The sequence below is a fragment of the Bradyrhizobium sp. CCBAU 65884 genome (genome assembly GCF_028128835.1).
GTDB lineage: Bacteria > Pseudomonadota > Alphaproteobacteria > Rhizobiales > Xanthobacteraceae > Bradyrhizobium > Bradyrhizobium ottawaense.
The window spans coordinates 382,079-406,364 of record NZ_LBJU01000134.1 but is presented as its reverse complement, the minus strand read 5'-3'; the positions used below and the strand labels follow the sequence as shown (position 1 = coordinate 406,364).

General features: G+C 65.1%; 21 protein-coding genes. 7 read left to right on the top strand and 14 right to left on the bottom strand.

From position 1 onward, the window contains the following. Positions 1-47 precede the first annotated feature (47 nt). The 11 genes from XI03_RS39845 to XI03_RS39795 all read right to left on the bottom strand — a co-directional run bounded on the left by XI03_RS39845 (position 48) and on the right by XI03_RS39795 (position 10,925). Positions 48-335, bottom strand: coding sequence for a YciI family protein (locus XI03_RS39845; protein ID WP_271595183.1), 288 nt, complete (start codon positions 333-335; stop codon positions 48-50). 73 nt (positions 336-408) lie between these two features. Then, a complete protein-coding gene (locus XI03_RS39840) occupies positions 409-1,386 on the bottom strand; it encodes a sugar ABC transporter substrate-binding protein (protein ID WP_271595182.1) in 978 nt (325 codons plus the stop codon). Positions 1,387-1,428: 42 nt separating this feature from the next. After that, positions 1,429-2,406, bottom strand: coding sequence for an ABC transporter permease (locus XI03_RS39835; protein ID WP_038970497.1), 978 nt, complete (start codon positions 2,404-2,406; stop codon positions 1,429-1,431). Beyond that, positions 2,403-3,353 carry an ABC transporter permease gene (locus tag XI03_RS39830; RefSeq protein WP_038970496.1) on the bottom strand — a complete coding sequence of 317 codons (951 nt, stop codon included), beginning with the start codon at positions 3,351-3,353 and terminating at the stop codon, positions 2,403-2,405. Before XI03_RS39830 ends, XI03_RS39835 begins: the two co-directional genes overlap by 4 nt. Further along, the gene (locus XI03_RS39825; RefSeq protein ID WP_271595181.1) at positions 3,346-4,869 is read right to left on the bottom strand and encodes a sugar ABC transporter ATP-binding protein; all 1,524 of its coding nucleotides are present in this window, start codon (positions 4,867-4,869) and stop codon (positions 3,346-3,348) included. The genes XI03_RS39830 and XI03_RS39825 overlap by 8 nt, the downstream gene beginning before the upstream one ends. A 10-nt stretch (positions 4,870-4,879) precedes the next feature. Further along, positions 4,880-6,274, bottom strand: a complete 1,395-nt coding sequence (locus XI03_RS39820) for an FAD-linked oxidase C-terminal domain-containing protein (protein ID WP_038970495.1) — start codon at positions 6,272-6,274, stop codon at positions 4,880-4,882. A gap of 58 nt (positions 6,275-6,332) precedes the next feature. Further along, positions 6,333-7,217 (bottom strand): intradiol ring-cleavage dioxygenase, encoded by an 885-nt coding sequence (locus tag XI03_RS39815; protein WP_271595180.1) that lies wholly within the window; start codon positions 7,215-7,217, stop codon positions 6,333-6,335. Positions 7,218-7,233: 16 nt separating this feature from the next. Further along, on the bottom strand, positions 7,234-8,136 hold the full coding sequence (locus XI03_RS39810) for an NAD(P)-dependent oxidoreductase (RefSeq protein WP_271595179.1): 903 nt from the start codon (positions 8,134-8,136) through the stop codon (positions 7,234-7,236). A 20-nt stretch (positions 8,137-8,156) separates the two neighbouring features. Continuing rightward, a complete protein-coding gene (locus XI03_RS39805; RefSeq protein WP_271595178.1) occupies positions 8,157-9,521 on the bottom strand; it encodes an amidohydrolase family protein in 1,365 nt (454 codons plus the stop codon). Positions 9,522-9,525: 4 nt separating this feature from the next. Further along, entirely contained in the window at positions 9,526-10,605 is a 1,080-nt protein-coding gene (locus tag XI03_RS39800; RefSeq protein WP_271595177.1) for a maleylacetate reductase, read from the bottom strand. Continuing rightward, on the bottom strand, positions 10,602-10,925 hold the full coding sequence (locus XI03_RS39795; RefSeq protein WP_038947956.1) for a Dabb family protein: 324 nt from the start codon (positions 10,923-10,925) through the stop codon (positions 10,602-10,604). The genes XI03_RS39800 and XI03_RS39795 overlap by 4 nt, the downstream gene beginning before the upstream one ends. A 108-nt stretch (positions 10,926-11,033) precedes the next feature. On the opposite strand from XI03_RS39795, the gene XI03_RS39790 reads away from it, so the two are divergent. From XI03_RS39790 to XI03_RS39760, 7 genes are all read left to right on the top strand, one after another. Further along, a complete protein-coding gene (locus tag XI03_RS39790; protein WP_091952713.1) occupies positions 11,034-11,957 on the top strand; it encodes a LysR family transcriptional regulator in 924 nt (307 codons plus the stop codon). A 12-nt stretch (positions 11,958-11,969) separates the two neighbouring features. Further along, positions 11,970-13,415: a xylulokinase gene (xylB, locus tag XI03_RS39785; protein ID WP_271595176.1), complete on the top strand. Its 1,446-nt coding sequence runs from the start codon at positions 11,970-11,972 to the stop codon at positions 13,413-13,415. Between the two features lie 130 nt (positions 13,416-13,545). Next, positions 13,546-15,069, top strand: a complete 1,524-nt coding sequence (locus XI03_RS39780) for a sugar ABC transporter ATP-binding protein (protein ID WP_028142491.1) — start codon at positions 13,546-13,548, stop codon at positions 15,067-15,069. Continuing rightward, the gene (locus tag XI03_RS39775) at positions 15,062-16,102 is read left to right on the top strand and encodes an ABC transporter permease subunit (protein WP_271595175.1); all 1,041 of its coding nucleotides are present in this window, start codon (positions 15,062-15,064) and stop codon (positions 16,100-16,102) included. Before XI03_RS39780 ends, XI03_RS39775 begins: the two co-directional genes overlap by 8 nt. Before the next feature lie 87 nt (positions 16,103-16,189). After that, complete coding sequence (locus XI03_RS39770) at positions 16,190-17,137, top strand: ABC transporter substrate-binding protein (RefSeq protein WP_028142493.1); 948 nt, start codon at positions 16,190-16,192, stop codon at positions 17,135-17,137. A gap of 181 nt (positions 17,138-17,318) precedes the next feature. Beyond that, complete coding sequence (locus XI03_RS39765) at positions 17,319-17,786, top strand: MarR family winged helix-turn-helix transcriptional regulator (RefSeq protein WP_440588185.1); 468 nt, start codon at positions 17,319-17,321, stop codon at positions 17,784-17,786. A 46-nt stretch (positions 17,787-17,832) separates the two neighbouring features. After that, positions 17,833-19,554 (top strand): FAD-dependent oxidoreductase, encoded by a 1,722-nt coding sequence (locus XI03_RS39760; RefSeq protein ID WP_271595174.1) that lies wholly within the window; start codon positions 17,833-17,835, stop codon positions 19,552-19,554. Here XI03_RS39760 and XI03_RS39755 read toward each other — a convergent pair. From XI03_RS39755 to XI03_RS39745, 3 genes are all read right to left on the bottom strand, one after another. Next, the gene (locus XI03_RS39755; protein WP_271595173.1) at positions 19,537-21,072 is read right to left on the bottom strand and encodes a glucosamine inositolphosphorylceramide transferase family protein; all 1,536 of its coding nucleotides are present in this window, start codon (positions 21,070-21,072) and stop codon (positions 19,537-19,539) included. The genes XI03_RS39760 and XI03_RS39755 overlap by 18 nt on opposite strands. A gap of 28 nt (positions 21,073-21,100) precedes the next feature. After that, positions 21,101-22,276: a glycosyltransferase family 4 protein gene (locus XI03_RS39750; RefSeq protein ID WP_271595172.1), complete on the bottom strand. Its 1,176-nt coding sequence runs from the start codon at positions 22,274-22,276 to the stop codon at positions 21,101-21,103. Between the two features lie 240 nt (positions 22,277-22,516). Continuing rightward, positions 22,517-23,863: a lipopolysaccharide biosynthesis protein gene (locus XI03_RS39745; RefSeq protein WP_028142498.1), complete on the bottom strand. Its 1,347-nt coding sequence runs from the start codon at positions 23,861-23,863 to the stop codon at positions 22,517-22,519. Positions 23,864-24,286 lie beyond the last annotated feature (423 nt).

Here is a 24,286-nt window from a genome sequence, read left to right as displayed (position 1 = left end):
ATTCTACTGTGCATGGGGTTGTTTTCGCATTTTTGATGGGGCCGGCCTCAACCCTGCCGGCGCAGGAAGCCCGTGATCGTGACCTTTTCCCAGATGCCGGCCGCCGCAAAGGGATCGGCGCGATTGAAGGCCTCGACGTCGCCACGACCCGGTGCCTCGATCAGGAACAGGCTGCCGATCATCGTCTGACCATCGTCGGAGACGAGCGGCCCCGACATCACGATCTTCACGCCGAAGCGCGAGGTGTCGCTCAGGAACGCCTTGTGGGCATCGTAATTGGCGAGCCGGGTCGGCAGCGCGCCGGCGCGGTCGATGGCGTGAATGGCGAACAGCATGGTGGTCTCCGTTTCTTAGCTCGGTTCTTGGGACGGCCGCCGCGACGGCCGTCCGAGATCATCGGGAATGCGCCTACTTCGCGCTGAGCTTGCCGGCATCTTCGAAGGTCGGGCAGGTCCGCTGTTCCAGCGGCACGTCGAAGGGCCCAAAATTGTCCTTGGTGATGACGGTCGGCTTCAGCACGATCTCGGCGATGACGGGCTGGTTGCGCAAGGACCGGATCGCCATCATGGTGCCGAGGCAGCCTTGGGCAAATCCGTTGTAGTCGCCGCTCGCGAGCAGCTTGCCGGACTTGATCGCGTCGATCGCCTCCTTGGTACCGTTGATGCCGATCACCTGGGCCTTGCGGTTGGCGCCGTCGAGCGCCTCGATCGCGCCGACCGCCATGGCGTCGTTGGCCGCCAGCACGCCGTCGATCTGCGAATTCGACTGCATCAAATTTTCCATGACCTGGAGCGCCTGGAGCCGCTGGTAGTTACCCGGCTGCGAGGCCAGGAGTTTCGCACCGGGGGTCTCCTTCAGCGCGTCGTTGAAGCCACGGACGCGGTCGACATTGGTCAGCGAACCCTTGACGCCCTCGATGATGACGATGTTGCCCTTGCCGCCCAGCGACTTGAGCAGGTAGCGCGCGGTCTCCAGGCCAAGGCTGTAATCGTCGGCGCCGACGAAGGAGAGGAACTTGCCGCCCGCGGAGCGGTCGGTGATGTTGACGACGGGGATCTTGGCCTCGTTGATCTTCTCGACCCCGGGCACCATCGCCTTGTAGTCGACCGGCGTGAACACGATCGCGCTCGGCTTCTTCACCACGACGTCCTCGATCTGGCTCAGCTGCTCCGGGATGCTGTCGGGCTTGGTCGGGATGTATTGCAGCGTCTTGGCGTTCAGCGTCTTCGCCATGTTGTCGGCGCCGACCCGCACCGTCTGGAAGAACGGGTTGGTCTGGTTCTTGGTGAAGACGGCGATGGTCTCGCCGTCGGCGCGCGCCTCGCTGGTGAACGCGGCCGCCACCAGTAGCGGCAGTGCGAGGTAAGCCAGTTTCTGTTGTCTCATGTTGCCTCCATCCCTCATTTTGCTTGTTGGAACTCAATGAACTCATTGCGCGCGGCGGCGGGTCTTCATGTCGAGCCACACCGCGAGAATGACGATGATGCCTGTCACCAGCGGCTGCCAGTTGGCGCTGACCGAGAGCAGGTTCATGCCGTTCAGCACCAGCGTCAGGATCAGCGCGCCGATGAAGGTGCCGAACACGGTGCCGACGCCGCCGAACAGCGAGGTGCCGCCGATCAGAACGGCCGCGATCGCCGGCAGCGTCAGGCTCTCGCCGATATCGGCCTCGGCCGAATTGAGCCGCGACAGGAAGATGATCGAGGCAAGTCCCGCCATGGTGCCTGAGACCGCATAGACCAGCAGCAGGCGGCGCGCGACCGGAATGCCGGAGAGGCGCGCGGCGACCGGATTGGCGCCGATCGCATAGATCTCCTGGCCCCAGATCGTCCGTTGCGCAAACAGCGTCCCGATCCCGAGGAACACCAGCAGCAGATAGACCGGGATGGGCAGGCCGAACAGATAACCGCTGCCGATCTGCCGGAAGCCCGCCGGGAAGCCGTGCAGCGTCTCGCCCGCCATGTACCAATAGGTGAGCCCGTTGAGCACCCAGAGCATGCCATAGGTGGCGATGAAGGAGGGGATGCGCAGCGCGGTGACCATGACGCCGTTGAGCAGGCCAACGATGCCGCCGCAGGCAAGCCCGGTGAGGATGCCGAGCGCCGGCGAGCCGGTCTTGTGGATCACGGTCCCGGCGATGCAGGCCGACAGCGCAACATTGGCGCCGACGGAGAGGTCGAGGCCGGCCGTCAGCACCACCAGCGTCAGGCCGGAGGCGATGAAGAAGGTCAGGCTCGCCTGCCGGAGCACGTTGAGGATGTTGCCGAGGCTCAGGAAGGAATCGCTGAGCACGGCGAGCACCGCGCAGATCAAGAGGGCCGCGAGCAGGCGATAGAACACCTGGATCGCATCCTGCGACAGGAAGGAACGGGGCGGCATCATCGCCTCTTTGGTGATGTCGGTCATGCCCGGCTCCTGAGACCATCGAGGAACAGCGCGACGATGACGAGGACGCCGACGCTTGCGACCTGCACCGAGGACGGCAGCGAGATCAGGTTCAACCCGTTGCGCAACACGCCGACCGAGAGGACGCCGAGCAGGGTACCGAGCAGCCAGCCATTGCCGCGCTCGAACGAGGTGCCGCCGACCGCGACGGCGGCGATGGCATCGAATTCAAGTCCGAGGCCGGCGGTGGGGTGGCCGGAATTCATCCGCGCGGTCATCAACAGGCCCGCGATGCCCGCCATGGCGCCGCCGATCGCGTAGACCGCGATCAGCAGACGGTTCGGCGAGAGGCCGGCATAGCGCAGCGCCTCGCGATTGCCGCCGAGTGCGAAAATGTAGGTGCCGAAGCGGGTGTGATAGAGCAGGCCGTGGAACGCCGCGTAGGTCACGAGAGCCATCACGATCGGCACGGGAATGCCGAGCAGCGTCGCTGAATAAATGTCGCGGACGCTGTGGGGGATGCCGACCACGCTCTGGCCGTCGCTGACGATCAGCGACAGGCCCTGCGCCATGCCGAGCGTACCGAGCGTGGCGACGAAGGGCGGAATGCCCAGGATCGCCACCAGCCAGCCGTTGGCGACGCCGAAGGCCGCGCCGACCAGCAGGCCGGCGCCTAAACCCAGCAGCATCGATTTGGTGGCGAGCGACACGATCGCGACGCAGAGCGAGGTCAGCGTCAGCACCGCGCCCATCGACAGGTCCAGCCCCTCGGTCATGATGATCAGCGTCATCGGCAGCGCGAGCATGGTCAGGATGGTCGACTGCACGAGCACGTTGGAGAGATTGGCGACCGACAGAAATCCCGGCGCGATCACGCTGAACAGCGTGATCAGGAGCACCAGCACGATGGCAACGCCGGGAATGCGTTGCAGCGGATTGGGCTGTGAAACGACCGCGGCCTCACGCATGATGCATCCCCAGTCGCACGATGTTCTCCTCGGTCAGTTCGTTGCGGTTCAGGTGGCCGGCGATGCGCCCCTCGCGCATCACATAGGCGCGGTCGCAGACATGGCAGATCTCGACCTGTTCGGACGAGATCATCAGCGCCGCCGCGCCTTCCGCAACCAGGCGGTCGATCAGCGCGAAGATCTCGGACTTGGCGCCGATGTCGATGCCGCGCGTCGGCTCGTCGAAGATGAAGAGCTTTGAGCCGGCCGCCAGCCATTTGCCGATCACAACCTTCTGCTGGTTGCCGCCCGAGAGCAGGCCGACGGTCTGACGCGCACTCGGTGTCGCGATCCTCAATTGCCGGATCAGGGCATCGGAGGTGCGCTGCGCACCGCGCTGGTCGAACAGCCCGCTCGGGAACAGCTTTCGCAGCGCCGACACCACCAGATTGTCGCTCACCGAGCGCAGCAGCGCGAGACCTTCGCTCTTGCGACTCTCCGGGATCAGCGCGATGCCGCGGCGGGCGGCGAGGTCCGGTTCGCCCGAGATGGCCTTGCCATCGAAGATGATCTCGCCCGACGTCACGGGATCGGCGCCGAAGATGGCGCGCGCGACTTCGCTGCGGCCCGAGCCGACCAGGCCGCACAGGCCGACGATCTCGCCGCGGCGCACCTCGATGTTGATGTCGGAGATGCCGGTCGAGGCGGTCAGGCCCTTGACCTCGAGCAGCAGCTCGCCAGGCTTGTCGGCAAAATTGCGCGGATAGGTCATGTCGACGTTGCGGCCGACCATCATGCGGACGAGCTGGTCCGGCGTGACGTCGGCGGGCCGGACGCCGTCGATGCGTCGGCCGTCGCGCAGTACCGTGATACGATCACCGAGTGCGAACACTTCGGCCATGCGGTGCGAGATGTAGACGATCGACACGCCGTCGGCCTTCAGCCGTGCGATCAGGGCAAACAGCAGCTCGGTCTCGCGGTCGGACAGCGCCGCGGTCGGCTCGTCCATCACGAGGATGCGGGCGTCCTGGCTGATCGCCTTGGCGATCTCGACCATCTGCTGCTGCGCGACGCCGAGCTTGTCGACGATGGTGGAGGGATCGATGTCGAAGCCGATGGTGTCGAGCACGCGCTTTGCGTCAGCCAGGATCTTGCGGCGGTCGATGGTGCCGGGGATGTGGCCTTTCGGCTCGCGGCCGAGGAAGATGTTCTGTGCGATATCGAGATAGGGGACCAGCGAGAATTCCTGGAAGATTACGGCAATGCCGAGCTTCTGCGCATCCGCGGTCGAGGAGATCGCGACCTTCTTGCCCTCAAAATAGAACTCGCCAGCGTCGGCGCGGTAGGCACCGCACAGCACCTTCATCAGGCTCGATTTGCCGGCGCCATTCTCCCCGAGCAGCATGTGGACTTCGCCGGGGTAGACGGCAAAGGACACGTCATCCAGCGCCTTGACGCCGGGAAACTCCTTGCTGATGCCGCGCAGCTCCAGCAGCGGGGTGGGCGAGGTGACCTCGATCGGAAGCGCGTCGCTCATGCCTTGTCACTCATGCCTTGGCTCCGCTCGCAAAGATCTTTCCGGGGTTCATCAGATCATTCGGATCGAGCGCGGCCTTGATGGATCGCATCACATCGACGGCTTCGCCAAGCTCGTCGGTGAGATAGTCGATCTTGCCGAGCCCGATGCCATGCTCGCCGGTACAGGTGCCGTCCATGGCGATGGCGCGGGCGACCATGCGGGCCTGAAGCGCCTTGGCGCCTTCGGCCTCCTCGGGCTGAGCCGGGTCGATCAGGATCAGCATGTGGAAATTGCCGTCGCCGACATGGCCAACGATCGGCGCGGTAAAGCCGTGCTCGTCAGCGTCGCGCCGCGTCTCGGTCAGGCATTCCGCCAGCCGCGAGATCGGCACGCAGACATCGGTGATCACGGCGCGCGCGCCGGGCCGGAGGCCGAGGCCGGCATAGAGCGTGTTGTCGCGGGCGTGCCAGAGCCGGCTGCGGTCTTCCTGTGCCTTGGCCCAGGCAAAGCCATGGCCGCCATGGTCGGCGGCGATCGCCTGCGCGGCCTCGGCCTGCTCCGCGACCGAGGTCTCGGATCCGTGAAATTCGAAGAACAGGGTGGGCGCTTCGCGGTAACCGAGCTTGGCATAGGCATTGATGCCGCGCATCATGACGTCGTCGAGCAGCTCGATGCGCGCCACGGGGATCGCGGACTGGATCACGGAGATCGCGGTATCGACGGCGTCGTGCAGGGTGCCGAAGCTGCAGACCGCGGCCGAGATCGCCTGTGGGACGGGATGCACCTTCAGCGTGATCTCGGTGATGATTCCGAGCGTGCCCTCCGCGCCGACGAACAGGCGCGTCAGGTCGTAGCCGGCTGCCGACTTCCGCGCACGCTTCGCGGTCCGGATCACGCGGCCGTCGGCCAGCACCACCTCCAGCGCCATGACATTGTCCTTCATCGTGCCGTAGCGCACCGCCATGGTGCCGGAGGCGCGCGTCGAGGTCATGCCGCCAATCGAGGCGTCGGCGCCGGGGTCGATCGGGAAGAACAGGCCGGTGTTGCGCAGCTCTGCATTGAGCTGCTTGCGGGTAATGCCGGGCTGCACCACGACATCCATGTCGCTGTCGTGCACGCTGAGTACCCTGTTCATGCGGGCGAAGTCGAAGCACACGCCGCCCGCGACCGAGGCCGCATTGCCTTCGAGCGAGGTGCCGGCGCCGTACGGGACGATCGGCATGCCCGCGCTCGCGCACAGCTTGACGATCTCCGCGACCTCCTGCGTGGTCTCAGGGAAGACGACGATGTCCGGCGGCAAATTGCGATAATGCGACTCGCTCTGCCCGTGCTGATCGAGCACGCCGCGCGCAACGCTCGCGCGCGGGCCGATCATGCCCGTGAGGCGCTCGGCCAAGATGCTCGTGCTGACCCGCGGTCCCATCCTCAGCTCCCGTCTGCCCCCTGTTGCCGGACTCTTGCTGGTCCGTCGCCGCTCTAGCTTAAGCGGCTCTTGCGTTGCTCGCGACCTGCTTTAGGCCGAAATCATAGTTGAGATGGAAATACTCGCTGTCCACCATGCGACCATCCGGCGCACGGCCGGCCGGATGCCGGGTGAATTCGCGGATCAGGCTGTCTTTGACGCCGAACACCACGTCCGAGTCGAGATACTGGTCGCCGGCAACGAACACGTGTGTGACGAGCTGCTCGAAGCCGGGCGCGGAAATCATGAAATGCACATGCGCGGGGCGCCAGGGATGGCGGCCCTGCGCCTCGAGCATCTCGCCGACCGGGCCGTCATGCGGAACGGGATAGGCGGCCGGCTTGATCGACCAGAAATGGAATCTGCCGTTGGCGTCGGTGTGGAAGCGCGCGCGCATCGCGAGATCGCCAATGGCATCGAGCTGCTGCACGTCGTAATAACCATCATCGTCGGAGTGCCAGACGTCGACGACGGCGCCCACGAGCGGCTTGCCGTCGACGGTCGCCACCGAGCCGGTGACCAGCATCGGATCGCCCTCCATCGGACCGGAGATATCCGCGCCGCTGTCCTTTTCCGGTGCGGCCTGGACGAAGAACGGGCCGAGCACAGTGGTTTCGGTCGCGCCCTCCGGCATCGGATGGTTGATCGCGTCGACCAGCATGGAGACGCCGAGCGTGTCCGACAACAGGATGAACTCCTGGCGCTTGTCGTCGCACATGTGGCCGGTGCGGGTCAGGAAATCGATGCCGAATTCCCATTCCTTCTGGGTCGGCCGCACCTCGCGGACGAAGGCATGAAGGTGGCGCACCAGCGCTTCGCTGACCTGCTTGATGCGCGGATCGCTTGCGTCCTTGATCCGCTCCAGCACCGCATCGGTGATCGTGTTCTCGTTGAAATTGCGCATATGTGCCTTCCGCCGATCAGAGTTTGGGCTCGCCGAGCCCGGACAGCCGTTCCAGGTGCTTGACCGTCGCGATGAAGTCGGTGTCGCCGTCGCCTTGCGCGACCAGCGAGCCGTAGGTCTCGCGCACTTGGGCCGCCAGCTGCAACGGCACGCCGACGGCATGGCCGGCACCCAGGATCAGGTCGAGATCCTTGGCCATCTGCTTGCAGGAGAAGGTCGACTCGAAATCGCGGGTTCGTAGCGGCGCGGTCTTGTATTTCACCATCGGCGAGGCCACCGCGCTGTCGTCGAGCACCTTCAAGATATCCTGCCAGGCGATGCCGCCCTTGCGCGCCAGCGCCAGGCTCTCGGCCATCATCGCGGCCGACACCGCGATCATCAGATTGACCGAGAGCTTTGCGTAGCGGGCTTCCTCAGCTGGTCCAAGATAGGTCTGTGCGCGGGTGAAGGCGGCGAACAGCGGCTTTGCGTTTTCGAAGGCGTCATTCGGCCCCGAGACGAAGCAGGTCAAGGCGCCGGTATGAACGATGCTGGCATTGCCGGAGACCGGTGCGCGCAGATAGGCAATCCCGCGGGCCTGTGCCGCGGCCGCGACTTCAGTAGAAGCCTCGACACTGACAGTGCTGGTTTCGATCAAAATGGCGCCCGGCGCCATCGCGGCGATGACGCCGGTGGGGCCGAGCAGGGCGCCGCGCAACGCGACGTCGTCGGGCAGGGAGGTGACGACAGCCGCCTTGTCGCTCACGGCCTCGGCCGGCGATGCGGCAATCGCAATACCTTGCGCGCGTGCCTCGTTGATCCGCGCCGCGCTCTGGTCGAACGCGGTGACGGCAAAACCGGCCTTGGCGACGAGCGCCGACATCGGCAGCCCCATCTTGCCGATCCCGATGAAAGCGATGTTTTTCGAGGTATCTGTCATTGTTGTTGTCCGTTGGCGCCTCAGGCGGCGCGTCCCTGTCGTTCGATGTCCTGCACCAGCCGCCGGCCGGATTGCGCCAGCAGCTCTTTCTTGGTCTCCAACCCCTCAGCCAGCAGTCGGCCGTTCCGCTTCTTCCAGGCGCCGCCGATCATGACGGCCTCGATATTGGCGAGGCTCGTCTGCATCACGACGGTGGCGACGGGATCATGCACCGGGACGAGGTTGAGATCGGAGACGTTGATGATGACGAGATCGGCGAGCTTGCCTGGCGTCAGCGAGCCGATCTGGCGCTCGCGGCCGAGCATGCGGGCGCCTTCCGTCGTGATCCAGCGCAGCGCCTCGCGCACGGGGATCGTGGTCGTCGCGGGGATGGTGCCGAGGGTCTTGCGGGACTCCGCATTGTCGAGCGACCGCTGCATCGAGAGCGCAATGCGCGCGGCGGAGAACAGGTCGCCGGCCAGGATGGATTCGAGGTCAATGCCGATGGTCGGCCGCACGCCACGCCTGAGCAACCGTCCGGTGATCGGAAAGCCATGGCCCTGGATCATCTCGTTCTCGGGCGTCACCGAGAAGGAGACGCCGAGATCGACCATCATGTCGAGGAGATTGTCGGGCAAATCGTTGCCATGGACGATGTTGATGTCGGTGCCGACGAGGCCGGCTTCGATCAGCTTCTCCCAGCCGCCGGGCGTCTTGGCCGGACCGCCGCCCTGATGCATCGATGCGATCAGCTTGAGCTCGCGCGCCAAGCGGAAGTCATGCATGGCGACCTCGAGCGTCGAATAATGCGGGCCGAGGATCGCAAGGCCCAGCGTGACAAGGCCGTCGCGGTCGGCAAGGGGGCCTGCGAGCAGCCGCTCGACCTCGCGGCGCGGATGCGGCACTTCCGAGAAATGCGGCTCGCCGGGCTTTGGCTCCGGCTTTGGCGAGCCATGGAAGAACGCGGCACGAATGCCGCTCTCGATCAGGCCGCGCACGGCAGCGTCGGTATGATCAGGTGTCGGATTGTTGTGACACCAGTCGACGAGTGTTGTCGTGCCGCAGTTGATTTGGTTCAGCGCGCCGACCAGCGTCGCGATATGGATGTCGTCGGGCCGGAACACGGTGGCCAGCCCGGCATGCATGCGGCGGAAATATTCCAGCAGTGTCCAGTTCGCGGCATAGCCGCGCAGGCCCGTCTGCCAGGTGTGCATATGCGCGTTGATCAGGCCGGGGATGACGATGCGACCCTTTCCGTCGATGATCTCCGTATCGGTCGCGACATCGATCGATGGTCGCACCTCGACGATCCGGTTGCCCTCGACCAGCACGTCGCCGGTGCCGAGGTCGCCGATCGCGTCATCCATGCTGATGACGGTCGCGGATCTGATCAGCGTGCGTCGCATGATCTCACGCCGCCGTTTTGACAGCGCCCGGCGGCTCGCCGGTCCAGGCGCGTGCGATCAGATCGCGAATGGCGCCGCGCTCGAGCGGCCGCGGATTCCAGTAGGCGTTGGTGACGGCGAGATCGGCGGCCTTGTCGATGCCGCCCTCGGGCATGCCGATATCGCGCAGCCCCGTCTTCGCACCCAGCCGCTTCGCAAGTTCGAAAAGTCCCTGCGATGCATCGGCAGCGCCAATCGCGCGCGAGATGCGCATCATGGCGTCGGGCACCGCCGGCGCATTGTAGGCCAGCGCATGCGGCAGCACGATGGTGTGGGTCTCGGCATGCGGCAGGTCGAAGGTTCCGCCGAGCGTGTGGCAGAGCTTGTGATGCAGCGCCATGCCGACGGTGCCCAGACAAACACCGCACAGCCAGGCGCCGTAAAGCGCTTCTGTGCGGGCCTCACGGTTGTCGCTCTTGGCGGCGATGGCGGGCAGGGCGCGGGCCAGTGCGCGGATGCCTTCTTCCGCCATCAGCGACGTCACGGGATTGGTGTCGCGCGCGTAAAGCGCTTCCACCGCGTGGGCGATCGCGTTGATGCCTGATGTCGCGGCGAGACCCGCCGGCAGCGTCAAAGTGAGGTCGACATCGTAGATCACGGTCTCCGGCAGGATAGCCGCATCGCGCACCGTGGTCTTCAGGCCGTTCTCGGTCTGGCCGACGATCGGCGTCATCTCCGAGCCTGCATAGGTGGTGGGAATGCAGAGCTGGTTGACGCCGGTTCGCAGCGCCAGCGCCTTGCCGAGGCCGGTGGTCGAGCCGCCGCCGAGCGAGACGACGCAGTCGGCCTCGCACGCCTTCATTGCCGCTAGCGCACGCTCCGTGACCTCGACCGGCGTGTGCATGGTGGCCCCGGGAAAGATGCCGGCATAGAGCGGGCCGAGCGCCGCCCCAAGGCTCTTGCCCTGCGCCTCCTGCTGCGGCGTCGTCAGCACAAGCGCGCGCTTGCCGCCGAGCCGTTCCACCTCGGCCTTGGCGGAGCCAAGCGTTCCGCTACCGAAGACGACGCGGCAGGGCAGGTTTTCAAAGGTGAACGAACCGATCATGCGCCGGTCTCTTTGATGGGATAATCGACCTGGAAGCGCCCGATCCGCAAGTCGCCAAGCGCCTCGCGCACGCGTAGATGTTCGGGATGGTTGGCATAGGCCGAGAGCGCGGCCTGGTCGGTAAATTCCGAGAACAGCACCACGTCGCAGGCGTAGTCCACCGCACTGACGTCCATGCCGACTTCGATATGGGTGAGGCCGTCGATCCTACCCTTGAGGCCCTCGAACAGGGTCTTGACCTTGACCCGGGCGGCGGAGCGCTCCTCGGGGCTTTCCCCGCGCAACCGCCACATCACGATGTGCCTGATCGGGCCCGACATTTCCTGATTTTCCTCGCCTGCGATTATGTCTCGTTGTGGCTATTTTGCCTTGCAGAAAACGGAAATAAAGGCCAAAATTTGTAAGTCTCTTTTCCTCTTTTAGCAAAAATGGACCGGCTGCTCCAACTCGAAGTCTTCTCCAAAACCGCCGAACTCGGCAGCCTGTCCAAGGCCGCCGAAATCCTGCGGATGTCGAACGCGGCCGCCAGCCGCCACCTCAGCGCGCTGGAGGAACGGCTCGCAGTCCGGCTGATCGAACGCAACACGCGCCGGCTATGGCTGACGGAGGCAGGGCAGGAGCTTCTGCAGCGCTGCAGCACGTTGTTGAACGAGCTCGCCGAAGCCGAGGATGCCGTCTCCGACCGCGCGCTGTCGCCGAAGGGCATGCTGCGCGTGACGAGTTCGCTGTCCTTTGCGATGATCTATCTCGCGCCGATGCTGCCCGCCTTCCGCGCGCTGTATCCTGATCTCAGCGTGCAGATCATCAGCGCAAACCGCTACCTGGACTTCATCGAGGCCGGCATCGACGTGGCGATCCGCACGCGCGAGCACGAGCCGGATTCCAACATCATCGTCCGCCGCATCGGCCAGATGCACCGCGTGCTCGCGGCGGCGCCGTCATATCTGGAGAAGCACGGCCGGCCGGAGCACCCTGCGGATCTCGCCCGCCACAACATGCTGATCTACAATCTCGCCAACGATCCCTATTCGCTGCGGCTCAGCCAGGGCAGCACGACGCAGACGGTGCGGATCGCGCCGACGCTCGACAGCAATGATGGCCAGATCATCTGCGGTGCGGCACGCGCGGGGCTCGGCATCCTGATCCAGCCGCTTTACATCGTGCAGAGCGATATCGCGGCCGGCCGGCTGGTGCCTGTCCTGATGGGCTGGGAGCTGCCGCTGCTCACCATGAACATCGCCTATCAAAACCGCGTCCGGCTGCCTGCCAAGATCAGGGTGTTTTCCGACTTCCTGGTCAGCCACATCCGCGAGCATTCCGAGCCGGGGATCTGGATCGACGCGGCGAAGTGAGCGGAAGCAGTCATGTATCTCGGCATCGATCTCGGCACCTCCGCAGTCAAGACCGTTCTCGTCGACGGCGCCCAGCGCGTGATTGCAAGCGAGAGCCGGCCGCTGATGATCACCTCGCCGCAATCGGGTTATTACGAGCAGGACCCCGCGCAATGGATCGAGGCGACCTTCGCCACGCTCGATGCCCTGAAGACGTCGCATGGAAAAGAGCTGGCGGCGGTCGAGGGCATTGGGCTGTCCGGCCAGATGCATGGCGCCACGCTGCTCGATGCGAGCTCGAGGCCGCTGCGGCCTTGCATCCTGTGGAACGACGGACGCGCTGCCGCCGAGTGTCGCGTCCTGGAGCAGCGCTGGCCCGCCTTGCGTGCCGTGACGGGCAATAAGGCGATGCCAGGCTTTACCGCGCCGAAACTGCTCTGGGTCGCGACGCACGAACCTGAAGTCTTTGCAGCGACGAAATTGGTGCTGCTGCCAAAGGCCTATCTGCGCCTGGTGATGTCAGGCGAGGCCGTCGAGGACGTGTCGGATGCGTCGGGATCCCTTTGGCTCGACGTCGCGCGCCGGGACTGGTCGGACGAGGCCTTGGCCGCGACCGGCCTGTCGCGCGATCACATGCCGCGCCTGGTCGAGGGATGCGCGGCAGCAGCAACATTGCGCAGCGACCTCGCGCAGCGCTGGGGCATGGTGAGGCAGCCGGTGATCGCGGGCGGCGCTGGCGACAATCCGGCGGGCGCCGTCGGCATCGGTGCGATCCAGCCGGGAACCGCGTTCGTATCTTTGGGAACCTCGGGTGCCCTGCTGGCGCCGACCAGCACAATCGCTGCGAACCCGGACTGTGCGGTGCATACCTTCTGCCACGCCATTCCCGGCATGTGGATTCAGGCTGGCGCGATGCTGTCGGCCGCCTCCTGCCTCGCCTGGGCCGCGCGCCTGTTCGGCGTCAGCGAGGCCGAGTTGCTGGCGCCGCTTGGATCGCATCCACAGGCGCCGTCGCCGGTGAGCTTCCTGCCTTATCTCGCGGGTGAGCGGACCCCGCACGACGATCCCGTCGTGCGCGGCATGCTCGATGGTTTGAGCCATGGCACCGATCGCGCGGCGATCGTGCAGGCGGTGCTCGAGGGCGTTGCCTTCGCGCTGGCCGATTGCCGCGACGCGCTCGCCGATGCTGGCATTGTGATTACGGAAGCCGATGCCATTGGCGGTGGTTCACGGTCCGGCTTCTGGCTCTCGGTGCTGGCGAACGTGCTGAATATTCCGATCCACCGCTTCGCCGGAGGTGAGACCGGCGCAGCGTTCGGTGCGGCGAGATTGGGGCGACTTGCTGTCACCGGTGAGGCGATCGCCACCGTTTGCACCCGGCCGCAGCGCATCGAGACGTACAAACCTGACACCGGGCTGACTGATGCTTATGCCGAGCGGCTTCCCGCCTGGCGCGAACTGTATCGGCCGCGCCACTAGCATCGCCTCGATGCTACATTCCCGTCTGTTCGGTATTGCCCTGTGCCGCGGCCTTTTGTTTAATGCGCAAGCCGCGCTGACAGAATGATTGAGACGCGGGTGGGAAACGCATTGTGCGCCGGGAGGCACGATGAACGATCCGATCCTCGAGATGCGCGGGGTCTCAAAGTCCTTCTTCGGCATCAAGGCGCTGCGCGCCGTCGATCTCACTGTCTATGCCGGTGAAATTCATGCCCTGATGGGTGAGAACGGCGCCGGCAAGTCGACGCTGATGAAGATCCTGTCCGGCGCCTATCGGCCGGATCCCGGCGGCGAGATCCGCATCGAAGGACAGCCGGTACGGATCGAAGGTCCGCTCGGCGGCCGCGCGGCAGGCATCTCCATCATCTATCAGGAGCTGTCGCTCGCGCCCAATCTCAGCGTTGCCGAGAATATCTATCTGGGGCGAGAGATATCGCGGACAGGCTTGCTGGCGCGCGGCGCCATGCGCGAGGGCGTCGGTCCCATCCTGAAGCGGCTCGGTGCGGACTTCCTGCCGTCGACGCTGGTGGCGCATCTGTCCATGGGGCAACGGCAACTGGTCGAGATCGCGCGTGCGCTGCACGCGAGATCAAGGATCCTGATCATGGACGAGCCGACCACGGCGCTGTCGGCCGGCGAGAGCGCACGGCTGTTCGCGCTGATCCGCCAGCTTCGCGCCGAGGGCCTCGCCATCATCTACATCTCGCATCGCATGGACGAGGTCTACGCGCTCGGCGACCGCGTCACCGTGCTGCGCGACGGCCGGCTGGTCGGCTCGCTCGACAAGCCCGAGATCCGTGCGGACACCATCGTGCGGCTGATGGTCGGGCGCGACGTCTCATCGTTCTACAAGAAGGACCATGATCCGGAGGCGGGACGCGGCCATCCCGTGCTCGCCGCGATCGACATGGCCGATGGCCTGCGCGTCAAGGGCTGCTCGCTGACCGTGCACGCGGGTGAGGTGGTCGGTCTCGCCGGCCTGATCGGCGCCGGGCGTACCGAGCTTGCGCATCTCATCATCGGCGCGTTGCCAAAAACCTCCGGCCGGCTCGAGCTGGAGGGACGGCCGGTCGAGATCCGCACGCCGGGTGAGGCGCTTGAGGCCGGCATCGCCTATCTGACGGAGGACCGCAAGGCGCTCGGCCTGTTTCTCGACATGTCATGTCTGGACAACATCAACCTCGCGGTCCTCAGCCGCGATGCGAAGCTCGGCTGGTTCCTGGATCGCGATAAGGCACGCGAGCGCGCCGATCGGGCCTTCGCAGGGCTCAGCATCCGCGCCGCCAATGTCGGCGTTCCCGCCGGCGGCCTGTCCGGCGGCAATCAGCAGAAGCTGCTGTTGTCGCGGCTTCTTGCCATTGCGCCTAAGGTGCTGATCCTCGACGAGCCGACGCGCGGCGTCGACGTCGGCGCCAAATCCGAGATCTATTCGATCATCGACAATCTTGCCAAAGCCGGCACCGCGATCCTCGTCATCTCGTCCGACCTGCCCGAGATCATCGGCATCTGTGACCGCGTCGTCGTGATGCGGTCGGGACTGGTTGCAGGCGAGGTCCGGCGAACCGAGACGGCGCCGTTGAACCAGGAAGACATCATGGCGCTTGCCACGGGGATGGAGCATCTCGATGCCTGACAATGGTGCCTCGCAGGCCAAGCCCGCACCGGCGACGACCAACGGTGCCGCCGCAGAGTCAAAGCGCCAGCGGGTGAGGGTGCTGATCAGCGCGCTCGGTATGTTGCCGGTGCTGCTGATCCTCTGCGGCGGCTTCCACTTCCTGTCCGAGGGCCGCTTCTTCACCGGACAAAATCTCGGCATCGTGCTGCAGCAGGCCGCGGTGAACACCGTGCTTGCCGCAGGCATGACCTTTGTCATCCTCACCGGCGGCATCGACCTTTCGGTCGGCTCGATCCTGGCGGCTTCCGCCATGGCCGGGTTGACGCTCTCCAAGATGCCGGAGCTCGGGATGCTTTGGCTGCCGGCCGCGCTGCTCACCGGCCTTGGCTTCGGTGTCGTCAACGGCGCGCTGATCGCGCTGCTCCGATTGCCGCCCTTCATCGTCACGCTCGGCTCGCTCACTGCGGTACGCGGCCTGGCGCGACTGCTCGGGGCCGATACCACCGTGTTCAATCCGTCCATTCCCTATGCCTTCATCGGCAACGGCTCGCTGACCCTCATCCCCGGCGTCGCGTCGATCCCGTGGCTCTCGGTGATCGCCTTGCTCGTCATCCTCGTTTCGTGGCTGGTGCTGCGCCGGACCGTACTCGGCGTGCACATCTATGCGGTGGGCGGCAATGAAAGCGCGGCGCGGCTTGCCGGCATCAAGGTCTGGGGCGTGCTGATCTTCGTCTACGGCGTCTCCGGGCTTTTCGCCGGGCTCGGCGGCGCCATGCAGGCGGCGCGGCTCTATGCGGCCAACGGCCTGCAGCTCGGCCAGTCCTACGAACTCGACGCGATCACCGCCGTGATCCTCGGCGGCACCTCCTTCGTCGGCGGCATCGGCTCGATCTGGGGCACGCTGGTCGGTGCGTTGATCATCGCGGTGCTGTCGAACGGCCTGATCCTCGTCGGCGTCTCCGACATCTGGCAATATGTCATCAAGGGCCTGGTGATCATCGGCGCCGTGGCGCTCGATCGCTACCGGCTGCAGGGCTCCGCCAGAACTTGAAGGGCTCTGCCAGAACTTGAATGCGAGGTTCCGTTGCGGCAACTGGTCTGCCGCGCCGGGGACGAAGACAGACCAGGGAGGAAGTCCATGTTGAAGACGATCATGCTCGCCGGCGCCGCGACGGCGCTTGCCCTCAGCGCCGCGCCATCCTTCGCCAAGGAGCTCAAGTCGATCGGCGTCTCGCTGGGATCGATGGGCAATCCGTTCTTCGTCGCGCTGTCGAAGGGCGCCGAGTTCGAGGCGAAGAAGACCAATCCCAATGTGAAGATCACGGCAGTCGGCTTCGAATACGACCTCGGCAAGCAGGTCACCCAGATCGACAATTTCATTGCCGCTGGCGTCGACCTGATCCTGCTCAACCCCGGCGATCCCAAGGCAATCGGGCCGGCGATCAAGAAGGCGCAGGCGGCAGGCATCGTCGTCGTCGCGGTCGACACCGCGGCCGAAGGCGCCGACGCCACCGTGACCACGAACAACGTGCAGGCCGGTGAGATCTCCTGCCAGTACATCGTCGACAAGCTGGGCGGCAAGGGCGACGTCATCATCGAGAATGGGCCGCAGGTCTCCGCCGTGATCGACCGCGTCGTCGGCTGCAAGAACGTCTTCTCGAAGAATGCCGGCATCAAGGTGTTGTCCAACGACCAGGACGGCAAAGGCTCGCGCGAAGGCGGCCTCACCGTCGCGCAGGGTTATCTGACGCGCTTCCCCAAGATCGACGCCATCTTCGCCATCAACGACCCGCAGGCGATCGGCACCGACCTTGCGGCGCGCCAGCAGAACCGCAGCGGAATCGTCATCACCGCGGTCGACGGCGCGCCCGATATCGAGGCCGCGCTGAAGGATCCGCAGTCGCCGCAGATCCAGGCCTCGGCTTCGCAGGACCCGTTCTTCATGGCGCGGCGGGCCGTGCAGGTGGGCGTCGGCATTCTCAATGGCCAGAAGCCGGCCTCGACCGTCGAGCTGCTGCCGTCCAAGCTGGTGACCAGGGACAATGTCGCCGAGTATAAGGGCTGGACCTCGGATCGTTCCCAGTAAGCGCCCCTTGCCGGGAGCGCTCGAAGCACGGGATGACGGGCGGCGTTTTGATTCATGCCGCCCGTGGCGTCACAGCCGCAATGCGCGCTGATCGGCTGTCCGAGCGCGCGGGCTGCCTCTTGTGTTAGCCTCGCGCAATCTCGATCAGTCCGAATCGGAAGCAGATCTCGTGAAATCCAGGATATCCGGCGCCACATCCGGCACCGCGTGGCGGCATGCCAATATCGGTCGCCTGCTCAACAACGCCGTGCGGCGCTTCGAAGGCCGCGTGCTCGAATTGATGAGCGAGAAGGGGCACGACGAGACGCGCATCGCGCATGTCAGCCTGACCCGCAATCTCGACGTCGAGGGAACGAGGCTCACCGAGCTCGCCCGCCGCGCCTCCATGAGCAAGCAGGCGATGGGCGAGCTGGTCGATCAATGCGCCGAGCTCGGCCTCGTCAATCGTATCGCCGATCCGACCGACCGGCGCGCGCGCATCGTCATGTTCACGCCCGCCGGGCGCAAATGGCTGGATGCGTTCCGCGATGCCGTGGACATCGCCGAGCAGGAGATGCGCGCCGAGCTCGGCAAGGCCACGATGGACGCGATCCTGAAGGGACTGGCGGTCTATGGCGAGAGGTTCGACACGCTCGAGAATGTCGATTAGTCAGGCGACTTGACGATATCGTCAGGCCTCCTTACCATGCAAGATAATGCTGGTAGGGAGAAGCGTCTTGGAAACACGTCTGACGGCCGCAGTGCTCATCGTGGGCGGGGGGCCCTGCGGGCTGATGCTGGCCAACGAGCTCGGCCGTCGCGGTGTGTCCGCGATCCTGGTCGACGAGAAGCCGGGGACCGCGTTCAATCCGCAGGCCAATGCAACGCAGGCGCGCTCGATGGAGCACTATCGGCGGCTTGGTTTTGCCGACGAGATCAGGCGCGAAGGCCTGCCTGCGGACTACCCGACCGACGTTGCGTACTTCACCCGTTATGCCGGCTACGAGCTGGCGCGGTTTGCCCTGCCGTCATCGTCGCGCGCGGGCGAGCTGATCAAGGGCATGTCGGGCTCCTGGAGCGCGGCGGAGCTGCCGCACCGGGTCTCGCAGAAATATGTCGAGGCGGTGCTGCGCCGCCATGCCGAACGGCTTGCCGGCATCAAGCTGAACTATGGCCACCGGCTGATCGGCTACGTCGAAAGCGATGAAGGCATCGTCGGCGAGATCGAATGTCTCGCTGACGGCCGCCGCTTTCAGGTGGAGGCCGACTTCCTCGTTGGCGCCGACGGACCACGCTCGACGGTCCGGCAATCGCTCGGCATTGTCTATGGCGGCGAGACCGGAACGCAGCGTGACTTCATGGGCGGCCGCATGCTGGCGGTCTATCTCCGTTCACCGGAGTTTTACGCGAGCATCCCGCACGCCAAGGCGTGGATGTACAATTGCTTCAACGGCGACCGCCGCGCCTTCATGGCCTCGGTGAACGGGCGTGACGAATTCGCGTTTCACACGCAGCTTCGGCCGGGCGAGGACGAAAGTGCGATCACGATCAACGAGGCCAAGGCCGCGTTCCAGCGCGCGTGCGGCGCGCCGATCGATTGCGAGGTGCTGTCCTTCCTGACCTGGACCGCCGGTCACGCGCTGGTGGCGGACGGCATGCAGCGGGGCAGGGTGTTCCTCGGCGGCGACGCCGCGCATCTGTTCACGCCGACCGGCGGGCTCGGATACAACACCGCGATCGAGGATGCGGTCAATCTCGGCTGGAAGCTCGCAAGCGTCGTCAAGAGTCTGAGCCCGGCGACGCTGCTCGACAGCTACGAGGTCGAGCGGCGTCCGGTGGCGCTCCGCAATACCGACTATGCGCGGCGCTTCGCGGACTCCCTTGGTCTGTTCGCGCCGGCGCCTGACATCGAGGACGCCACCGACGAGGGCAGCGAGGCGCGGCGGACGGCGGGCATTTATCTCGAACAGCACGCCCGTGCCGAATTCAACATCCCCGGTGTCACCTTCGGCGGACGGTACGACGGCTCGCCGATCATCGTCTCCGATGGCAGCCAGCCGCCGCCCGATGCCGCAAACGTCTACGTTCCCAGCGCCTGCCCCGGTGGCCGCGCACCGCATGCGTGGTTGGACGATGGCGTGTCCCTGTACGACCTGTTCGGGTTCGAATGGACGCTGCTTCAGTTCGGCGAGATCGCGTCGTCTCACGCGGCGGTCACCGATGCCGTCCGCAACCTCGGCGTCGACGTGAAGCCCGTCACGCTGCCGGCATCCTTGCGCGACCTCTATGAGGCGGACCTCGCTCTGATACGTCCCGACCAGATCGTGGCCTGGCGCGGCAGCGCGTCACAGGCCGGAACGCTCGGGCACGTCCTTGCCCGCGCGCTCGGACGCAGCGCAAGCGACAGCGCGCCGGCGGCTTCAGCCGGCGGTGTATGAACTGGTGCGCGGAGACTGAACGGCGGACGGAAATCTGCCCGCGAAGCCGCGGGTCTTGGGTTGGACACGCGATCCGTCGATCACCTCGAGCCGGCCGCAGCGGTTCAGGGTGTGCAGCTTTCTGCCAGGCCACACCGGTCCGGGCTTCAAGGAATGGCGGACGACCTGCTTGAAGGCCGTTGGCGACAACTCGATCACTTCCGCCAGCGCGAGCGCCGCACCGTATCCGTCGGCACAGTTCTGGACCGGGCGCCACAATTGATCATTGATGGTCACGAAATTCCCCGCCGGCCGCGTGCTCGCGCGGTCGATCAGGACCGGATTGCTGGCATGGGGCAACCAGGGGCCCAGGAGGTGCTCGGCGTAGTAGATCGCCAGCGAGTCCGAATAACCGCCGGTTCCGTCGCGCCAGGCCCCGAATAGATAGTGCAGGCCGTTGTGCCGCGTGATCGTGACGTCGGCCAGCTCAAGGCCTGACAGGAGCGTCGCGTGTCGCTCCCATTTGTCCGGGAACCGAACGCATTTGTAGAGGGCGACGTCGCCGCGGATCGAGCTCTCCGGGATCATCCACAAATCGCCGCCGTCTTCGATCAGGAAGGGATAGGAGAGGTGCCAGGGCTCCTCCAGCACGGGCACGACCTCGCCGGTCGGCCCGCTGTCGCCGAACTCGATCGCCGAAATGATGCCCTTTCCAACCCGATGATCCAGATCTTCGAAGAAGACGAATGTTCGTCCCTGCCAGGTCATGGGAAAGGGATCGGCGTAGAAGTGGTTTCCAGGATCTCCCAGAACGTTCCAGCTTGGACCTGATAGATCTCCGGTCTGCCAGACGCCCGCGCCGTCATTGAAGCGCCACCCGACATGCCAGTGAGGGGCATAGCAGCACAGGCGATAAATCTCCTTGGCGATCGACACGGCAAGGCCGCGCGCGACATAGCCAACGGGGCCACGACGCGGGCCATCCGCTGCCGGACGCGCCAGTTGCGGCACAAGCCGCGGTCGTCCCGATAGGATCGCCGCCACCATGGTCAGGGTTCGCGCCATGACGGTTTCGAGTGCGCCGCTCAGGCCGGCGGCAATTTCTCCGGATGGATGGCCGCGATCGAGGACCGAACCGTCGACCTCGTTGACGATGTCGATCACCGGCAGGTCGCCAGCCAGAATGGCGGCGAGCGCGGCGTTCTCGCCTGCAACGCCATTGAACAGCGGACGGAGATACAGCCGGACGGAGTCGTTCGGATCGCGCGCGGCGCCGGTGAAGTCGACGATTACGTCGGCTGTCTCGGTGCGAGCCCGCGTCGGTCCCGGAATGACGTTCAGCCTGTGGACGCTGCTGTGTTTGCCCTTGTGCAGCACCATGCGTTCGAGCTCGAACAGGGCGTCGAGACCTGCGGGCCGCGGCTTGGCCGTCGCCGTCCACGCGATTTGAACCGGAACTTCCCGGCCGTCGATCAGCAGCGTCTCGCGGCCCATCCACCGCCGCGCGTACTCACGTTCACAGCGAAACTCGATGATCATGTCGAGCCCATCTATTCCAATCGTCCGGTCAGATGACCTGGCCGAGAATTCGAACGTATTCCTCCACCATGGCATCTACCGAATAGCGCAACCGCAGGCCTTTGGCGTTTTGTCGCAGTTCGTCGCTTAGATGTTGGTCCGTCAGCAGCCTGGAGACGGCCGCGGAGAGCTTCGCATGATCGGAAGCGTCGATGAAGAGCGCGGTCGGTCTTCCTTCGTAGGACAACACTTCGCGCAGGACGGGAAGATCGGTGACGACGGAGGGAACACCGGCGTTCGCAGCCTCGACCGCGGCCAGACCGAAGGTCTCGGCCTGTGTCGGGAATACGAACACGTCCAGGCAGGCGAGAAAGTCCGCCATCCGGCTGGGCGGGATTTCCCCCAGCAAATGCAGCCTGTCCGACACCTTCAATTCACTCGCCAGCAGCTTCAGCCGGGCCTCGTCGGCTCCCTGGCCGGCAAGCGCAAGGTGCCAGGACGGCTGATCCGGCAGCAGACGTATCGCCAGGTCGAGACGCTTGTGCGGATGCAGTCTCGCTGCGCAGCCGAGCAATATGCGATCCGGCGGCAGGTTGAACTTCTGTCGCGCGGTCTCCTTCGACAGGGTAAGGGCCTTGTCGTCGAAGCCGTGCGGGACATGCACCATGCGCGACCGGTAGGCCGCGGGGTAGCGCGAATACTCGCGCTGCATGTCCTGCGAATTGAGCGTGATGCGGTCGAAGAAGCCAAGGCTACCCATGAAGATGTCAGCCGTGCGGACCGGCCAGCTCATCGCCAGCGCGGATGAAACCTGATTTGCGATGACGGGTGCGCGGCTGACGAGGCGCGTCACGCCGCCGCCGATCACGTTGCCGAAATGCTGGAAGGTCAGGACGGCGTCGGGTTTGATGGTGCTGATATGGCGGCCGAGTGTCCACAGCATCCGCAGCAACGCCATCGGATTGCCCGGCCGGCTCGGCGCGCAGTAGAGCGTATCGGGCGGCTCATCGAAGGAATGCGATTTACGGAAGAAGAAGAGATTGGTGACGCGGTAGCCGCGCGCGGTCAGCCCGGCGCCAAGAAGCCTGGAGATCTCCTGCGCTCCGGCGTTCTCGGCCTGGGTTTGCGCGAGAAGCACGTGCAGCTTTCGTCCGCTGCCGTTCGACCGCGCGGGTGCCGTCGCGGTCGTCTCGCCCAATTCCTTATTCGGCTGATAGTGGAGCACCGATCCCGACCCGCTAAAGAAACGAAATCTTCACCTTCTTAACTCCGTACCTATCATGCGGGCATCGCGCGGACACCGACTAGCAACAAACGGAGTTAATGCCAGGCTTGGCAGTCGACATCGTTCCCGCAGGCATTTCGCCGGTTCCCGGCTGCTGCGCGGCGAGCGCGCGTTAACCAATCGACCTTGCGCGCGGCCAGCGCGTGATCGCGGACCACCGGGCGACGGCGTGATTGAGGCCTAGTCGCTGGAGTCGGCGCCGCGCACTGCATAATTGCGGCGCTTCAAGGCGGAGAAGCGCAGCAGCACGAGGATCGAAGGATCCACCCCTGTTCGCCGGCGGCAGAGGACGTTCAGGGCGATGGTCGCGAGCGCCAGCGACACGGTCGCCGAAATCGCCGCGCCAAGCACGCCGAGCCAGGGAATGAGGATGAGAAACCCCACGAGCCGCAGCGCGACATTGGCGGCAACGACGGGAACGTAGATCCGTTCGTGGCCGGTCAGCTGCAGGATCGCAGCAGATGGGCCGCCTGCGGCCTGGATGGCCGTCCCGATTGCGAGCACGATCAAGACCGAGTGCTGCGCGGTGAAATGAGGTCCGAACAGGTTGAGGAGATAGGGGCCGCCGATCCAGATCATGGCGAGCCCGGCGACCACGCATAGCGCGGTCACCTCCGCCATCAGCTGCAAGGTTCGCTCGAACTCCTGGTGGTTCTTGCTGAAATACAGCGAGGGAAGCCGGCGGGCTCCGAACGTATATAGCGCCGCAGATAGCATGGCGAAGATATTGGCAAGGCGCGATGCGGCAAAGTAGATACCGGCAGTTACTGGATCCAGCATCCAGTACACCAGAATGACGTCGAAATACTGGTTTGCGGCTTCAAGAATGGATGCAAGCCAGAAGTGCAGGGCGCTCGAGCGCCAGCGGGACGTTTCGGAGCGCGCCGGCGTACCGCGCAAATCCGGCAGCACGCGCGCGATCGAAACGATTTGCGCAACCAGGCCCACCGATATGGCAATTGTCATCACCGCCATCAACTCGGCGGGATCGAGTTGCCGATGACCGAGCAGCATGGCGAGCAGAAACAGGACGACGATGACTCGCCAGAAGAACTCGCGATTTCCCTCGCCCGTGAGAATGCTGACCAGTGAGCGTGCGATCTGGCTGCCGAGCATCACGCCGGCATTCGCGGCCGTGTAGGCCGATACCGCAAGTATGAGCAGCCACCCATCGCCTCTCATGTTCGCCGCGATGGCGATCCCCGCGATCACGATCAGCATTGCGATCGAGGTAATCTTGAAGCTCGATAAGAGGACACCTTTGGTGAGATCCGGCCTGTCGCCGACCTGATATTCGTTCAGGAACCGCACCAGCAACGATTCCTGGCCGACCAGTCCCACGACGGCGGCGATCTGGGCAACCGAAAGCCAGGTCGCAAAGATACCGAAGCCGTCGGGCGACATCGTTCGTGCCGCCAGCGAAAACAGCGCAAACGCGAGCGCGCCGCTACCAACCTTGAGCAGGATGGTCCCGACGACACCGCGCGTGACGTCGCGCCGCATGAGCTGGAGGATGGATTTGATCATGAAATTTAAGGAGCTGCTCTCTCCTGAAGAGACATCTTCCGATACCGGTGACAACCTAGCATGCCGAAGAAATGCGAGTGTTAATGCAGGGCATCCAGGATCTCGCCTGCGGCGTCGATGTCGCGCTCATGCCGGTTGCTTCACTGTGGAACATCACCGTCCCCATTGTCCCAGATAGACCAGGGCCGAGCTCAGGCCGACTGACGGCATAGCGCCGCATCGACGGCCGAGAAAGGCGAGATCAGCCGCTTGAATGCCGAATGCCTCGCCGGGATCGACCGCAGAACTGCCAGAAGCCGGAATTTACGGAGAATCCCGAGCAAGAGGCGTGCCGGCTTTCGTCCGGGCGGCCGGGTCCCCCGCTTCATTAACCTCGATACCGAGAAATGATCGCGTTTGGTCCTGCGATGCGACATCAGGCCG

Bases quoted from the DNA above. Each gene is read 5' to 3' on its own strand.
- XI03_RS39825 (WP_271595181.1), bottom strand. From the start codon at position 4,869: ATGAGCGACGCGCTTCCGATCGAGGTCACCTCGCCCACCCCGCTGCTG.
- XI03_RS39775 (WP_271595175.1), top strand. From the start codon at position 15,062: ATGCCTGACAATGGTGCCTCGCAGGCCAAGCCCGCACCGGCGACGACC.
- XI03_RS39755 (WP_271595173.1), bottom strand. From the start codon at position 21,072: ATGATCATCGAGTTTCGCTGTGAACGTGAGTACGCGCGGCGGTGGATG.
- XI03_RS39790 (WP_091952713.1), top strand. From the start codon at position 11,034: ATGGACCGGCTGCTCCAACTCGAAGTCTTCTCCAAAACCGCCGAACTC.
- XI03_RS39840 (WP_271595182.1), bottom strand. From the start codon at position 1,386: ATGAGACAACAGAAACTGGCTTACCTCGCACTGCCGCTACTGGTGGCG.
- XI03_RS39770 (WP_028142493.1), top strand. From the start codon at position 16,190: ATGTTGAAGACGATCATGCTCGCCGGCGCCGCGACGGCGCTTGCCCTC.
- XI03_RS39835 (WP_038970497.1), bottom strand. From the start codon at position 2,406: ATGACCGACATCACCAAAGAGGCGATGATGCCGCCCCGTTCCTTCCTG.
- XI03_RS39805 (WP_271595178.1), bottom strand. From the start codon at position 9,521: ATGCGACGCACGCTGATCAGATCCGCGACCGTCATCAGCATGGATGAC.
- XI03_RS39800 (WP_271595177.1), bottom strand. From the start codon at position 10,605: ATGATCGGTTCGTTCACCTTTGAAAACCTGCCCTGCCGCGTCGTCTTC.
- XI03_RS39745 (WP_028142498.1), bottom strand. From the start codon at position 23,863: ATGATCAAATCCATCCTCCAGCTCATGCGGCGCGACGTCACGCGCGGT.
- XI03_RS39815 (WP_271595180.1), bottom strand. From the start codon at position 7,217: ATGCGCAATTTCAACGAGAACACGATCACCGATGCGGTGCTGGAGCGG.
- XI03_RS39810 (WP_271595179.1), bottom strand. From the start codon at position 8,136: ATGACAGATACCTCGAAAAACATCGCTTTCATCGGGATCGGCAAGATG.
- XI03_RS39830 (WP_038970496.1), bottom strand. From the start codon at position 3,353: ATGCGTGAGGCCGCGGTCGTTTCACAGCCCAATCCGCTGCAACGCATT.
- XI03_RS39780 (WP_028142491.1), top strand. From the start codon at position 13,546: ATGAACGATCCGATCCTCGAGATGCGCGGGGTCTCAAAGTCCTTCTTC.
- XI03_RS39845 (WP_271595183.1), bottom strand. From the start codon at position 335: ATGCTGTTCGCCATTCACGCCATCGACCGCGCCGGCGCGCTGCCGACC.
- XI03_RS39795 (WP_038947956.1), bottom strand. From the start codon at position 10,925: ATGTCGGGCCCGATCAGGCACATCGTGATGTGGCGGTTGCGCGGGGAA.
- xylB (WP_271595176.1), top strand. From the start codon at position 11,970: ATGTATCTCGGCATCGATCTCGGCACCTCCGCAGTCAAGACCGTTCTC.
- XI03_RS39820 (WP_038970495.1), bottom strand. From the start codon at position 6,274: ATGGGACCGCGGGTCAGCACGAGCATCTTGGCCGAGCGCCTCACGGGC.
- XI03_RS39760 (WP_271595174.1), top strand. From the start codon at position 17,833: ATGCTGGTAGGGAGAAGCGTCTTGGAAACACGTCTGACGGCCGCAGTG.